This is a genomic window from Rhodococcus sp. Q1, assembly GCF_004153645.1.
In the GTDB taxonomy this organism is placed as follows: Bacteria; Actinomycetota; Actinomycetes; order Mycobacteriales; family Mycobacteriaceae; genus Rhodococcus; species Rhodococcus gordoniae.
The window spans coordinates 1-15,761 of sequence record NZ_SDMJ01000011.1 but is presented as its reverse complement, the minus strand read 5'-3'; the positions used below and the strand labels follow the sequence as shown (position 1 = coordinate 15,761).

Below are 15,761 nucleotides of genomic sequence, written 5' to 3'. Positions count from 1 at the left end.
AAGCGCCGGGGAACACTACTTGCCTGCCTTTCCGGTTGCTGCCTTGCGGCCGCGGGTCTTCTTCTCGGGTCGCCACGCCGGCAGATCTTGCACCGGCACACCGACAGCGGCGGATTTCTCGGCGAGCTGGGCGGTCAGGTACTCGGCGAGATCGACTCCGAGATTCGGGTCGACACCGGAGTGCCATTGTTCGACCCAGGGCAGTACCTCGGCGATGCCGGCAACGACGGGCACCAACGCAGTCAGTGCCATGCCTTCGGATTCGCGCATCGCGTAGATGGTGGCGAGCGCCAGTCCTTGCTGCGCGTGGTTCCAGCCCGCCCATCCGAGTAGCGGGGTCGGATCGGTATCGCGACCGGCATCGGGATACAGGATGAACCGTTCCTTCGGTACATCTAGCTTGCCGCGATGCGACCAGTACGACGACTTGAGGAAGTCGGCGCTGGTGTACTTCGGCGGTACGGGGATGTCGGTGGCTTTGATCAGACCGGCGTCTTCGTCGCGCTGCAGATCCCACACCCTTTCCCATTCGGCGCGCTTACGCAGACCGGACTCCTTGTAGCGCAGGGCAGCGAGGTACGGGACGGCTTGGTCAGAGAGCAGCTTGACCAGAGTTGCAGTGACGGGTGCGTCCTTCTGACCGGCCCACAAATCCAATGCATCAATGAACTCAGGGTTCTTTTCAACGTGTCCCGCTAGTTCGCTGACCGACCGAGGGAGCGGGGTGCCGTGCGGAGTGAACCACAGAGTCGGATCCTCGAGTTTGTCGAGCAGCCAATCCCGCAGGGCGCGCTGCAGTTTCACGTCCCACGAATCACCGGCCCAACGCCGCTTGTATTCGGGGCGCTCGAGCAACCGAATGAACGGATTGGATTCGATAGCAGCGAGGCGCTTTTCGACCAGTTCCCGGTACTCGGTAGGCCAGTGCGTAGGGAGTTCGGTGGTCGGGGACGAACCGTGGCGAGTGAACCATTCGGTTTCGGCTTCACCGGCTGTGACCTTACGGGCGAGCGCGATCTCGAAAGCACGCTCACCCAGCGTGATGGCAGGTGCCTGTCCGGGAGCAAGGGTGAGATCTTCGTCGATCAGCCCGTAGTGGCGGTAGACCTCCCAGTCGAGTTCGTCCTGCTCGGCGATCATCAACTCACGAAGGCGAGAGTATTCCGTGCGTGCGGCATCGATGGCAGCGCGGGTGGGACCGGTGTCTTCGATTGCTGCTGCAGGTTCTTGTGCGGCGAGTTGTCGTGAGAGCGAATCGATAAGACGGACGCGTTCTAGCGGGGCTTCCTTCGTCAGTGGGAAGTCTTTGAGGGTGGTGCCGGTGAACTCGTAAGTATTCTTCCAAAGCTCACTTCCCATGGCGGCGTATCCTGCATCCACGCGCGCGCCGCCGCCTTCACCCTTGTTGTGGCTGTTCTGCTTGAGCCAGAAGCACGCGGTCGAGCTGTTGAGGGTGCCCAGCAACCGCAGGTGATCGTCCTCGCTCGCCCCCTCCGGCAACTTGATCACCGGCGCGGAACGGTTGAAGACCTTGCCGCCACGGTCGAGGACGAAGTGATTGTGGGTGGCGACGAAGGCGAACGCAACGCCCAGTGGAACTGTGAACCTTTCCGGATGCCAACGACTCCACTCGTACCAGGTGAGACCAATCTCTTCGTGCGTGCCGCCTGGTTCTCGTCGGGCAGAGAGCGGGGTTCGAAGATTCCAGAGGACGATTCCAAGTGCCGGGTCCTCAAGCGATGCTGAGTAGCTGGCGTCGTAGGGGAAAATTGCCTCCGTGGCGATGGCACTATCCCAATCGCGAACCACGTTCCCCGTAACCAACGGAACAATGTGCTCGCGTGAGATGCCGCGCCGCGTCCAAGACCCGGGATCGCCAAAATAGGCATCATCGGAACCTGTATGACACGTTCTGCCGATTGCACGGGTGACGTTTCCTAGCGGCATCGACTTCTGCTGATCGATAGCTGCTTGAAGTTCGACCGCGCCACCACCAGCAAGGCTCCATGGATGGTCACTTAATGTCGAGCGAGGGAGGTCGACGATCGAAATCCATTGATCCTCATGGCCGGATCGGCCGGCGTGCTCGACAATTGCGGTCCACACTTTGCCCTCGGCTGGATTCTCGGGTGCTCCGGGCTCGCCTTGGATACCGAGTATCGCGCGGACAGTGTCATGGACTGCGAAATGGTTACGGCCGACAATTATAACGGTCGGTGTGCCGTGCCCGGGGATATACGCGCCGGAGGTGTCAGCGACCAGACGCAGATCTTTTCGGGCGAGGAACTCCTCGATGATCGGCACACCAAATTCGCGTTTCATGAAAGAGTTCGAGGTGATCTGCCCGACCCACCCGGCACGCTCTCCCGATTTGGCTAGGTCGAAGAACTTCTCCATGAACGGCACTGTGAGGGCGTACTGAGCCTTGCAGTAGTGGTAGATCTCTCGGTATCGCGTATTGAGCGCCTTGTCTCTAACGGTAATGTACGGCGGATTCCCGACCACTGCGTCGTACTGACCAGGTGCGAGGATGCGCCGCAGGACCTTTGCGTCCTCGGTGGCGTAGGTGAAACCCGAAACAACGGCGTCCTTGTCGAACGTCATGTCACCGAAGTCGAAGGCAGCCTTGCCTCCCTGCTCCGGTCCGTGCAGCAGTGAATCACCAGCGGCGAGGTTGAGGGTGAACTTCGGTGCGTGAACAAGGGAGGGCTCGCCGCACGCCTTCATTGCCGCGACGATCAGCCGGAACTTGGCGATCGCGACCGCGAACGGGTTGAGGTCCACGCCATAGATCGAGGCGAGCGCGTTGTCTACGCGGGTTCGGAGTTCGAGGCCGGGAGCATGCCGGTGCCAGCGCTCCACGAGGCGGTCGAATGCGCCGAGCAGAAAGTGCCCGGACCCGCACGTGGGATCGATGATCTTGAAACCCTCGAGCGGTCGATCCTTTAACGCCGGTTCGAGGGTCTGGTCGAGAATGAACTCCTCAACGAACTCGGGCGTCTGCAGCAGTGCGTACTTCTTCTTCGCGAAGTCTGACAAGTCCTGGTAGAGGTCGCCGAGGAATCGGGTCGAGAGGCTCTCGTCGTTGAACGACCACACCAACTCGCCCGCGTCGTTGGTCCGGCGCCAGAACCCGAGCAGTTGCTGTACGGCGTCGGAGGACGGGGAGATGATGTTGAGCGCGGCGTGCTCGTCGACGAGCGCCTGGGTGGCGGGGTTGCGGCGCAAGGCGTCGAAGGATTGTTCGAGCCATTCGCGGTAGGAGCAGTCCTGGTGTTCGCGGTAGAAGGCGTTCTCGGCGTCCACCGCGCGTTGCCGTAGCAATGAAGTCGGGCCGGCGATCCACACTGCGGTGTCGCCGAGCAACAGGTTGTCCTCGCAGAACCGCACGAACACGGAAGTAAGCAACCAGCCGACGGCTGCCTGGGTGAGCTGGTCTTCGGACCAGTCGGTCCACGACGTGGCGGTGCGCTGTTCGCGCACGGCCTCGCGGTGCGTGGTGCGCCAGTTCTCGAGCTCGTGCGTGTCGGCGTTCAGCCGTGCCCGCATGTCATCGACCAGCAGGGTCAGTTGCGGCTTGAGTGCGGCCGTCAACTGGGTTCCGGCGATCGTGGCCAATGCCATCAGGCGTGCTCCTTCACTGTCGAGTCCTCGGTCTGTGCTGCCGCGCTGAGGAGCGCCGCTACTTCTGTATCGTCGATCTGCGCGAATTGTTCCGGGCTGTTGATCGGCAGCCTCGTGCCGTCCACCTTCGATCCGGGACGACCGCCCGCTTCGTTGCGTTGCGGCACCAGCGCCCACACGGCGTGCGAAGGCGGAGTGGTGAGATCGGTCCATCTGCCGAGTACGTCGAGTTGTCCGTATGCGGCGAGTGTCGACAGATCGGTGAGAACCACCGGACCGCCCGCTGCCGAGACCGCCTCGACAAGCGTCGGAATTGCCTGAGCGACGAAACCTTTCAAACCCTCGCGGTCGGCGGCAGCACCGGCATCTGCGGCGAGAATCATGTTCCAGTCGATGCCCGCGGCCGCGGCTTTCGAGCGCAGCGAACTCAGTAGAAGTTCCGTCACGTCGATGTGGGTGGCGCCGAATCGCGCGACCAGAGCCGCCGCCACGCTGTCGGATGTACCCAGTGGCACACCGAGGGCCCGGAACGTTCGTTCCTGCGCGCTCGAGGTCAGGAGGTACTCGATATCGGAGGTGCCGTGCTCGCGGTGTGCGGGAGCTGGGGTGCGGGTGTGCCGTGTCGGAACGTAGGACGCCGCGGCCTGCTCCTGTGCGAACTCGTAGCGACCACGCTGTTCGTTCCACTGCATGTCCGGTACGAGCGACAGCACCACCGCGTCGAGTTCCGGGCGGCGGGGCAGCGACTTCGCCAACGCAGGAAAACGGGCCGCGAGACGCGATTCCAGTTCGGGCCGGCCGAAGGCATCTGCCGCGGAGAGACCGCGCAGCAACATGCGCAATGCCTCGAGGACCGGCATCGAGCGCGCATGCAACTCGTCACGAGAAGACAAAGCAACCTGCGTCGACGCTGCCGCAGCAATTCGCAGCAGAGCGTGGCCCGGGATTTCCACATCCCCGGCAGCGCCATCCAGTAGTGCTGCCGCGGCGTTGCGCAGGGCCGACTCGGACTCGGCGGGGGCGACCAGCAATGATCCCTGAGCTTGCGCGTCGTCCACCAGCGCTTCGGCGCGCGCGGCGAGCACCGCCGGCAGCTTGCGTGAGACCGAGGGGGTCGAGATCATCGCGACGGTGCCCGAACCGTGCCGTCGCACCATGTGTACTGCGGCAGTGGCCGCGCTCTCCTCGTCGTTCTCGGCGCGGGGAGGTGACGCCAACAGGAGCCGCAGCACACCGAGTGCCGTCCGCTGTGGGTTCTCTACTCCGTCGGTGTGGAGACTACCGGCGAGCGCTTGTGCAAGCAGATCAGGGGTCGAGGCCCCGCCGGACGATTCGAGCAGCGTGACCATTTGCTCGTACAGGTCCTCCACCGTCGCCGCGAGCTGCGGATTCTTCGCCCACAGCGACGGGAACTCGCCGAAGATCTGGGCGATGCGACCCGAGGAGACACCGGCACGCGGCGCCACCATCTGGTAGGTGATGAATGGATCGTCGGTGCTGTTTGGATGAGACCCGAGAACCAGTTCCACGACCTGTCGACGGATCGCCGAAGACTTCGTCGCCGCTGCGCGAGCGAACTCGTCTGCCAGCGTTGCAAGCGAGGTGTACGTCGCGGTGGAGCCGAGTGGCTGCATCGGTTCCGAACCGGATGGCGGGGTGCGCTTCTTCTTCCGCGCCGGTGCCGGTTCGGCTACCTGCGCTGCGAACACGGCGGCCCAGGCGTCGCGCATGGCGCCCGCGGTATCGAACCGCTTCTTCACGTCGCGAGCCAACGCGATCCGGAAGAACTCCGCCAACGCATCGGCACGTGTGGTGCTCATGCCTCCGGCGGTGAAGTCCTCCGCCGAGACGGAGACATCGTCGTCGAGCACACGCGGGTCGCTCAACCCGTCCCCGTAGACGGGGGTTCCGGAGGTTGCCATCTCGTACAGCACCACGGCCGCCGAATACCGTTCGGCCGCCGAATCGTAGGAGGTGCGAAGTCCGGAGCCCAGGAACGGATCCCGATACGGCGGGGTGCCCGCGTCGATCTGCTCGACGGGTGCGCGCGACAACGAGAAGTCGAACAGCGCGAGTCGGGCCTTCGCCTTGGCTTTCCCCTCCTGCTTGGCCAAACCCAGGTTGGAAGGTTTGAGGTCGCGGTGGGTGATGCCGGCCGCGTCGAGCGCGACCACCACGTCGAGGAGTTCCTTACCCCACGTGCGCAACTGCGCTTCACCCAACGGGGTGTAGCGCACGAGGTCCGCGAGCGTCTGCTCGCCGCAGTTGCTCAGCAGCAACGCTGTGCGGTGCGCCAGCTCGATCGGCCCTTCGATGAGCTCGACCACGCCGGGTACCGGCGGGGACTGGCGGGCGAGCTCGGTGAGCACCAGCGCCTCGTTGTGCAGCCGTTCCGTGGCCGCATCGTCGAGACCCACCTTGAGGACCCGGAGCCGGTCGTCGTGCTCCCGGTCGGTGACCAGCACGCCACGTGCAGTCGAACCGGCTCCGAGTACCCGCACGACGTCGAAGCGGCCCCCGAGGAGGGCACCCGGAGCAGGGTTGAGCGGATCCACCTCCGGCATCTCGGACGTGACCAACCGATTGTGGCGATAGTCGGAGAGCGCGGCGACGAACTGCTGCGCTCCGAACTCGGGGCGGCCGGTCTTGCGATCCGTCTTCATACGCGACGACACCGACGGCGCCGTTGCCTGCAGCACCAACGCGCGCAAGGTCTCATCGACGAACCCGCCACCCGACGCCGCGAGATCCAGGCCTTGTTCGAGACGCAGCCGTTCGAGCAGCGAGGACCTGTCGCGAGCCGGAGCTTGCCCACCCGAAAGCAAGTAGTAGGCGAGCGCACCGAGGGAGAACACGTCCAGCGCCAACCGGTCGGCATCCGGAGCCCACCGATCCTCCGGCGCCTGGTACACCGCGTCTGCCGGGGCGCTACCCGGCGCGACCGCAGTGCCGAGCATCGTCGCCGACCGGGTATCGCCGGTGTGCACGCGGCCGGCCCACGACCAGTCGGCTAGGCGTACACGCACCTCGCCCCGATCGAGAGCATCGGCGTTGACGAGCACGGTGCTCGGGCCCAGACCTCGGTGCGCGACATGGTTGCGGTGCGCGTAGGCGACGGCCTCGGCGGTCTGGGTCAGGATCAGAAGCTGCTGCTCCGCTGTGAGCGTGCGGGTTGCAAGGGCCAGGTCCAGTGGCTCGTAACCGGGAATGTCCGGGTAGACGATGACGGTGTTGCCGTCGTCGTCCTGAACCAGATCGCGGGGTGCGACGATCGCGTCGTGGCGCAGCGAGGAGAGCAGCGAGAACTCCCGCTGCATCCGCCGGTGCGAAGCCGCGCGAGCCTGCACCGGCGTGCCGCGATGGAACGAAACGATGCGGGCACGTGCGCGTTCTTCGGTGCCCTTGTGGGTGGCCGCCCATTCCTGCCAGTCGTCGCCACTGGCCAGGGGAGTGCCGGTGATCGTCCACGACCCTGCGTCGCGTTCTGTGCGGCGGGCGATACCCAGATTCTTCAATGCGAGGGCGATGATGACCGACAGATCCTCGTCGACCCGCTTGGTCTCGGTGGGTGGTTCCAGCAACCGGGTCGAGATGCCGGGCAGACCGGTCTCGTCCTCGAACCCGTCCGGACCGAACAGGCCAGACTTCGCCAGGTCCGGCATGTCGGCCTTGAAAGGGGCTCCGTGTAGAAACACCGATTCCTGCACGAACGGGAGCGCGCGTTGCACCTTTCCGACGTTGAGGCCGGCCTCTTTCGCGACCTTGAGCGCTTCCTCCTGGATACGCGTCGCAAGGCGCTGCGCTTTCCGTCGAGTGAGCAGCAGTGGCGATCGTTGCGTACGTGTCTTGCCGCCAAGGGTCGTGCGCACCCAGTTTGTTTCTGTGCCCTGTAGGACGCCGGTGTAGTGCTTGAGTTCGACCAGGTGTAGCCGGCGGCGCCCAAGAACCAAAGCGTCGATCTCATGCCACTGCCCGTGGTTGTCCATGAACTCGAAGTTCGTCCATGCACGGTATGGGGATGCCTTGGGCACGATGTACCGGAGCATCGCCAGACCGTCGGTCTCGTGCGCAAACGCCGACTTCGAGACCTCAACCCAACGGTCATCGCCTTGTGCCACGTCACCGCCTACTTCTCGGTTCGATCGCGGCCGAACTAGGGTCGCGCAGGTTTCGCAGGCGAGGGTACCAATTGTTCGGTTCTCGAAGCACCGTGCCACGTGAGGCGACTTCACGTTGATGGGGTACCGATGCCAATCGCCTCCCTGTGCTGGCTTGGCGCGGATTGTCTGCTATCTCTTATTCGACACTTGCGGTATCGCGTCGGGGCGCTCCGCACGATGGAAGGACGACTGATCGAGCAATGCCCGACGCTGGAACGACGCCCTGTCGAAGAATATGGTTGTGCGCTCGAACCGCACCTGAGGCGAGCGCGAACGGTGGCCGCGTGTGGACCTTCGCCGGCGGCGTTCGCACTGTCCAACGCATCGTCCTTACGGCGCTTACCGCGACGACCAACACGGCTTCACTCGCCGGAGGAAACGTGACGTCCGAGCCACAACGGGCGCGCAGCAAGAACGGTGCCAGGGAAGACCACGAGGAGGGGGCGACGTGGCTGAAGATGACGTTGTCGACGTAATCAAACTCAAACCGGACGCAGGTTTCGTCAGAAGTCTTGGTGCACACCACACCCTGCCATCGGCAATCGCCGATCTCGTCGACAACAGCGTCGACGCGAATAGCGATCGCGTAGTGATTCGGCTACTGACCAAGAAGGACCACCTCGTGCAGGTCGAGATTGTGGATAACGGCCGAGGAATGAGCGAAACCGAAATTGACAAGTCCATGACGCTCGGTCACCGCCGCGAGTACGGCGGGAGCGATCTTGGTCACTTCGGAATCGGGATGAAGGCGGCGTCCCTCAGCCACAGCGATGTCCTGACGGTGTGGTCGCTGTCCGAAGGATCGCAAGCCGTCGGTCGTCGTATCCGACGTGACGATTTCGCTAGGGACTACTCGTGTGAGCGATTGACTCAACGCGCCGCCAGTGCCGCCGCCAGACGTCGCGACCACATCGTGGAGTCGAAGCGGGGGACCAGCGTGGTGTGGACTGCCTTACGCGATGGGGTCTACAGCGGTTCCAACCGTGAAGAGGCCCAGATCTGGATGGCTGACATCGAACGCACCATCCGTCAGCACCTTGGTGTCACGTTTCATCGCCTCATATCCAGTGGGGCGCTGCGCATCGAGATCCTCGTGGACGAGCTCGATGCCGCCGACGGAATCGGCACACCGGTCGCCCCCGTAAACCCGTTCGGGTATCCCACTTCAGGCAGGCCAGGTTATCCGAAGACACTGGTGGCCGACGTGGCAGGGAAAAAAGTCCAGGTCACCTGCCACATCTGGCCAGCCAAGCGCGACGTTCCCGGTTTCCGCATCTTCGGCGAGCAGGGCCAGCACTTCCAAGGGTTCTACATTTACAGGAACGACCGTCTGCTGCAGATCGGCGGTTGGTCCAACATGGCATCGAAGTCGATGAAGCGGCAACTTGCGCGGGTAGTCATCGACGACCCGAACGCCGTCGGCACCTTCCTTACGATGAACCCCGAGAAGTCGGGACTGCGTTTCGAGCCTGCATTCAAAGCAGCACTCGCCGTAGCCAAGTCGAAAGACGGAACGACCTTCGACCGGTACCTCACCGACGCCGAGACCGCGTATGCCGAAGGTAGCAAGAGAAGCCGAAGAAGGCAGCCCGTGATCTCCCCGGACCGAGGCTTTGCGCCTGGCCTGCGACGCGCGATCAAAGCCGAGCTCCCTCTCAAGCGTGGAGAAAACCTGAAGATCCTGTGGAAGAGGCTTCCACGCGGCGAATTCATCGATGTCGACTTCAAGGAACAGACGCTCTGGATCAATCAGAGATACCGACCTCTCTTCGCTCCGGAAGGCGGGAGCATGAACGACTCGCCGGTGCTGAAATCGCTGCTCTTCCTTCTCACGCATCAAGTCTTCGAGGGTGCGCACCTCGGACCGAAAGACAAGGACAACATCGCGCTGTGGGGAGCGATCCTCGGTGAAGCCGTCGAACTCGAGCAAGCTATGCGCGAGGGCGCGAAAGACTGATCGCCGACCACCGTCGAGAAGCACCCGAAAGCTACAAATTCCGTATTGCCGCTTCACGGAGCGTTCCCGATCAACGCACACTAGGAGAGTTAGTGATCGATCTATTCGTGCAGCCTGAGTGGTCAGATGCTCTGAAGAACGTACTCCACGCCCTGGCGAACCAGGAGCCTCGTCCGCTGATTCCTGCGATCGGGTTTTTCTACAACGGTCGCATTACCGAACCGGAGCTCGTCGACTTCATCAAGAACGCGCCGAGTCACAACAATGCACTCATAGCATTACGCCTAGCCCTTGCAGAATGGGACGGGAGTGACAAGCTCAACATATTGGACTCGGATGGTGTCCAAACCTACCCCGGAACAGAGCAGCGTCGTCGTGCAGTCATCGCGGCCCTGGGGCTGTCGACGAACGCCGGGGACGTCATAAATTCGTGTGTACCCATCCACCGTGAAGGAACCGTGGTCATCTCAACGGATTTCGAGCCTTGGTACGACGAAGCGCGAACCAAACGCGGAAGTACGTACTGGGATGACTACAAGAATTACCTGCATGAGGTGAAGAACTGGCCCACAGACTCGATCACCGATCTCGAACGAAGCGCGAACAAAATCGTCGAGAGACTGGCGGATCCGACCCGCCCGGAGATCAAGCAAACCAAAGGCCTTGTGGTCGGCTACGTCCAAAGTGGAAAGACCGCGAATTTTACAGGCGTCATCGCCAAGGCGATCGACGCCGGATACCGACTCGTCGTGGTCATGACTGGAACGATCGAAATTCTTCGGGCGCAGACCCAACGCCGCATCGATATGGAACTCATGGGCGTCGAGAACGTACTGGCAGGCCAGGACCCTAAGGACCCTGACGTCGCGAAAGGCCTCGACTACCAGAACGACGAAGACTGGATCAATGATCGCTTCGTTCGTCACACCGAGCGGGCTCTCAATCAACCAGGAGTCGCGCGGATCCGACGGGTCACGACACATGGTTCCGATTACAAAAGTCTTCCGCAGGGTATGTCCCAGTTGCGGTATGAGCGCCACGATCGGACGAAACCGCTCAACGCGGAGGAAAACCTCTTCCATACCGACGCGTACGTGGTCGTGGTGAAGAAGAACCAGGCACCACTCAAGAAGTTGATCAAAGATCTGAAGCCACTGAGAAACATGCTCGATGAGCTTCCTGCGCTGGTCATCGATGATGAGTCAGATCTGGCTTCTGTGAATACAAAGGATCCGAAGAAGTCGACTGCGCGAACCACGATCAATAATCTGATTACCGAGATCCTCGAAATCGTTCCACGCGCGCAGTACGTCGGTTATACGGCGACTCCGTTTGCAAACGTATTCATCGACCCAGACGACGTTCGCGATTTGTTCCCGTCGAACTTCGTCCTATCGCTTCCGCGGCCCAAGGACTATATGGGGGTTCAAGAGTTCCACGACATCGAACCTGACTGGGAGGCGAGGAAGAAGACCGTCGCGACCTCGAACGAACTCGCGTATGTCAGATCTCTTCAAGGTGATCCCGACAGTGATCAAGCACGGCGAACATCAGAGCTCGCCCGTGCACTCGACGCCTGGGTTCTCAGTGGAGCTATCAAGAAGTTCCGCGAAGCACACCCCGAGGTTGGGCAGCCTAGGGAGTATCGGCATCACACAATGCTCGTTCACGAACATACGAGCAACGCCACCCACAGCGAAGCTGCTGATCTCGTAGAGTCTCTCTGGGGCAAAGGTAAATTCACGTCGAGCGCGGGGTTGGCGCGTCTGAAAGCTCTCTTCGACAGCGACTTCCACCCTGTGATGCTGGCGCGCAAGGATGGCGCGGTACCAGGAACTTTTGATGATCTCAAGCCATATGTGGCAGCGGCATATGCCGAGATGACGAGTGCAGGAACGGTACCGGTCCTGGTCGTAAATTCGGACAAGAGCATCCAAGACCAGCAGGAAGCACTGGACTTCGATGCGGGAAAGGTATGGCGCGTACTCGTCGGCGGGACAAAGCTGAGCAGGGGGTTTACCGTCGAGGGGCTGACCATATCCTACTTCCGACGGAAGGCCGGACAGGCTGACACTCTGATGCAGGCGGGGAGGTGGTTCGGTTTCCGGGACGGGTATCGCGACCTTGTGCGCCTCTACATCCGACGCGACGAAACCGTCGACCTGTACGAAGCGTTCGAAGCTCTGTTGCTCGACGAAGAAGCATTCCGCGACGAACTCGCCAAGTACGAAGGGCTGGACGAGGAAGGCAAACCGATCGTCGAGCCTTGGCAGATCCCACCGCTCGTCAGTCAGCATCTCCCGTGGCTCAGGCCGACTGCACGAAACAAGATGTTCAACGCCGTGATCGCCGCACGCGCGTCGGTCGGCTCGTTCCATCAGTTGTCGTCGATACCGCCGCGAAGTGCAAAGGGCGAAAATCAATCGAATCTCGTGAACGTCATCATCCCGCTCTTGGCGAAGACGACGAGTGCAGTCGATCTCCCGTATGTGGCGGACGGCGTGCGTAGCGTCCAGCCGGCGAAGATTGGCTTGATATCCGCCGAGGAGTTCCTGAGCTACTTCGATAGGCACACTTGGCATCCTGACTACGCGTCCGTCATCGAGCCCTTGCGGAAGTTCATTGCGTCAGCGATGGGGAAGAAGCGGATCGTGGATTGGGCAATTATCTGGCCGCAACGGAAGACAGACGCTGGCCGGAGGCTCTGGATCAGCGAATTGGGGCTGGAGGCTCCCGTCTTCAAACGTGCTCGACGATCTGCACCGCGTATCGACTTCACGGGTGAAAACAAGAGAAACATTCTCGCTGCTGAGCCTATTCCGGAAGGGCTGCCGGTGCCGGTGCTCGGCCAAAGTAAGACTCGTGGTGTGGTCGTCATCTCGCTCGTCGCAGACATAGCAAACGACAACGAAAATGTCGATATCGGGCGCAGTGACGTAGTCGGATTGATGTCGCTCCGCGTACCCGATGAGTCCGTCAGGAACAAACGTGACCTCATCCAGTACACGGTCGTTGCTGCAGATCAAGCGAACGAGATCGTAGTGGACGGCCGGAGAAGCTAGACAGACTCTCTAGAACTGTTCGTTCGGTAACCGCAGCGTTGAGGCTGCGATCCTCACGCGTCGAAGGAAGTAGTGGAGTGTCAATTCGATCAGAAGTCACGGCCTGGCTGGCGCAGTCCAAGCAAGCCGACTATCGACGTATCGTGGGCAACGACAAGTACGACGACAATCCTGCGTCCCATTACAGTTGGGACAGTTCGGTGGTGCATCACCAGGAAGTTGGTGTCGGCGACGTCATCGTGATCTGGGACGAGTACCTTCTCGGAGTTTCCGTGATCGATCGGATCGAGACGGGGACGGGGACCAAAACAACATCCAAGTGCCCGCACTGTGGTCGATCCAATGTCGTTTCGAGGAAGCACAAACTTCCTGTTTTCCGTTGCGATGACTGCCGTGCTGAGTTCGATGAACCGGTCTACGGCAAGAAAAATGTCACTACCTACCGGGGCAGCCACGACCAGGCATGGATCGACCTCGAAGGTGTACTGGACGGAAAGTCCCTGCGATCGCTCTGCGTGTATCCGCGGGAGCAGAACAGTTTTCGCAAACTCAAGTTCGAAGAGTTCCGAAGGGCATTGCGGTCTGCCACCGACGGGGATCCTTTGCGGATCCTCGACGAGACGATTGAACAACTGTCGGCGCAGTCCGCCGGGAATACCAGGGTTGGTCCGGTTCGTGTGCGCACAGCACGAGCCTCGATGCGCGCCCAACTTCTTGCAGAGTACGGGCCGCGTTGCGCAGTAACAGGTCCCGCACCCGAAGCTGTGTTGGAAGCGTGTCGTCTTGACATCTACTCAGTGCCAGGTAAGTCGGTAGACCAGGGTGGGCTGCTGATGCGGCGGGATATCCACAAGTTGTTCGACATGGGTCTTCTCGTCGTTGACGGTGCAGGTATCGTCGACATTGCCGAAGATATTCGTGCTTATCCCGCCTACGAAGCACTCCACGGCAGTCGCGTGGACATCGAATTCGACTCGAAGCAGAGTGAGTGGTTGAGGCTGCACCGCGAGCAGTGGCGGAATCGATGAAAAGACAATGCGCGGATCATGTCTGCAACATCCTGCTGCCCGCTCGAATATCTATCACTTCGGTTTACGGGACCGCAGCCGCTCAGGCTGGCATTCTCGTCTGATGGCTCGAGTACTCACTCGCACGCACATCGGCGGAGCACGTCATCCCATCAGCGATCACCGCATCCCTCACGACTGGTGGGTCTACGGTCTGACTTCAGACGTCGGGATTTTCTCGGTATGGAGAACCGTGCCGGTTAGAGAAGTGTTGTCCCGTCGGTTGCTGCCTGCACTGACTCTGTCACACCCGGGATGCGGTCGGTGACTCCCTTTAGGTCGGATCGTGCGAGGCAGGTCGGACAACGCATGAAGTACAGGAGACGTGCCGGACTACCGAAGATTTGACAGTATCGCCTATTTGTGAGCATCATCCCGGCGAATTGCAGGATCACCGACAGCAGTGTCGGGTGTAGGCATGAGACGTCGGCACTTTGACTACATACTGAAGTCGTGGCACGGTATGCCCGATCGCCAGTCGCTCGTCCGCTTCGGCCCCTCCTACCGGCGAGACAGCCGCCCGTGCGCTGTGCTTTCATCTTCACGTGGGATACATAAAGCACGAGAACGCCCGAAACTCTGCGCGTGGGTTTGTCAGCAGCGAGAAGACTATTTGCCATGAGCATATCCGCGATGCAGTCCTCAGGGAGCACGTGCTTCGCTGCGCGGTTCGTGAACGGTGCAGCTTCTGCGACCGCGAGGGGTCTGAGGACGTGCCCATCGCCGCAGACTTCGAGGACTTTATGGATGCCTTCATGGGCGGAGTCGGCTTCTTCTATAGCAAGGCGAATGATGACGGCGCACCATTTGAAGATGGCGATTTTCAAGTAACTACGCGGGACTCGTGCGAGGTTGCTGAAGACGTCTCTCAATGGGCAGAACTTGACGGCGACGCGGAAAATGAAATTCTAGAAGCTATTCAAGACACTATAATTGACGATGCCTGGGTTCAGGAAAATTGGCAGTGGATGAACCCTGGCGAGAGAATGGGATACACATGGGAGGGATTCAAGAAGACCGTCATGTATGAATCCCGATTTCTGTTCATGTCACACGAGGCCGAAGACTGGTTTGATCCGCAAAGGATTCCAGTGGCCGATTTCTTCGAGAAGCTGGCCGTCGGCATTCAGAGGATTCCCGGCCTCGTGAAGACAATGCCGGCCGGTAGTGAGTTGTACCGAGGGCGAATGTTCCAGGAAGCTGAGGGCATAGCGGACCACAACGCAAATACACTGGGTTCACCACCGCGCAATCTTGCAGCGGCGAACCGCATGAGCCCGGCTGGAATTTCGATGTTTTACGGCGGGGATTCGGTCGACACCGTGATCGCGGAAATAGGGGCGCACTCCTCCTATGGTCACGCCGTAACGGGAAAGTTCCGGGTTGTGAAAGACCTCCCGATAGTGGATCTTTCGGAGCTTCCAAAGCGGATCAGTCCTTTCGACGTATCGAATCGAGAAATTGCTTACATCGTCGAATTTCTGCAGAGCTTCCAGGCTGATTTGGCGAAGTCGATCACTTTGGATGGACGGGAGCATATCGAGTATGTCCCCACCCAGGTGTTTACGGAGTATCTGAGGCGTGCCGCTCCCTTCGAAGTGCGCGGACTTAGCTTTAAAAGCGCACAGATTGAGGGTGTAAACACCGTCGTCTTTTGTGATGGTAGCGGGTGCGTGGAAGCCGATTCTGTCGATACAGAACACGCCACGTTGGCTCTCGTACCTGGTTCCGTAACCGCGCATCGAGTGGTTAGTCGCGTCAGGGATTAAGAGCATGTCTCTTATGGCCTAGATCGTTTGTGCGGCATAATGCATTGCCGTGGTCGATGCGTTGTCTTCCCGGCTGGTACCGGATGCGTTGTGGGAGATCGTCGAACCGTTGCTGCCCGGAT

The 15,761-nt window shown here is 60.9% G+C and carries 6 protein-coding genes; 4 read left to right on the top strand and 2 right to left on the bottom strand.

Features of this window, described 5'->3' with window-relative positions; translation table 11 throughout:
- Nucleotides 1–15: 15 nt before the first annotated feature.
- Nucleotides 16–3,624, bottom strand: coding sequence for a BREX-2 system adenine-specific DNA-methyltransferase PglX (gene pglX / locus EQ874_RS21095; RefSeq protein ID WP_129978050.1), 3,609 nt, complete (start codon nucleotides 3,622–3,624; stop codon nucleotides 16–18).
- Complete coding sequence (locus EQ874_RS21090) at nucleotides 3,624–7,742, bottom strand: NERD domain-containing protein (RefSeq protein WP_242496868.1); 4,119 nt, start codon at nucleotides 7,740–7,742, stop codon at nucleotides 3,624–3,626. The genes pglX and EQ874_RS21090 overlap by 1 nt, the downstream gene beginning before the upstream one ends.
- A gap of 490 nt (nucleotides 7,743–8,232) precedes the next feature.
- Between EQ874_RS21090 and EQ874_RS21085 the strand changes: the two genes are divergently transcribed.
- From EQ874_RS21085 to EQ874_RS21070, 4 genes are all read left to right on the top strand, one after another.
- On the top strand, nucleotides 8,233–9,741 hold the full coding sequence (locus EQ874_RS21085) for an ATP-binding protein (protein WP_129978049.1): 1,509 nt from the start codon (nucleotides 8,233–8,235) through the stop codon (nucleotides 9,739–9,741).
- A 92-nt stretch (nucleotides 9,742–9,833) separates the two neighbouring features.
- Nucleotides 9,834–12,803 (top strand): Z1 domain-containing protein, encoded by a 2,970-nt coding sequence (locus EQ874_RS21080; RefSeq protein ID WP_242496867.1) that lies wholly within the window; start codon nucleotides 9,834–9,836, stop codon nucleotides 12,801–12,803.
- Nucleotides 12,804–12,946: 143 nt separating this feature from the next.
- Nucleotides 12,947–13,831, top strand: a complete 885-nt coding sequence (locus tag EQ874_RS21075) for an HNH endonuclease signature motif containing protein (RefSeq protein WP_129978048.1) — start codon at nucleotides 12,947–12,949, stop codon at nucleotides 13,829–13,831.
- Nucleotides 13,832–14,415: 584 nt separating this feature from the next.
- Nucleotides 14,416–15,639 carry a HEPN-associated N-terminal domain-containing protein gene (locus tag EQ874_RS21070; protein ID WP_165369303.1) on the top strand — a complete coding sequence of 408 codons (1,224 nt, stop codon included), beginning with the start codon at nucleotides 14,416–14,418 and terminating at the stop codon, nucleotides 15,637–15,639.
- The last annotated feature ends 122 nt before the right edge of the window (nucleotides 15,640–15,761 follow it).

Excerpts from the sequence above, each read along its gene's own strand:
- pglX (WP_129978050.1), bottom strand. The coding sequence starts at position 3,624 with ATGGCATTGGCCACGATCGCCGGAACCCAGTTGACGGCCGCACTCAAG.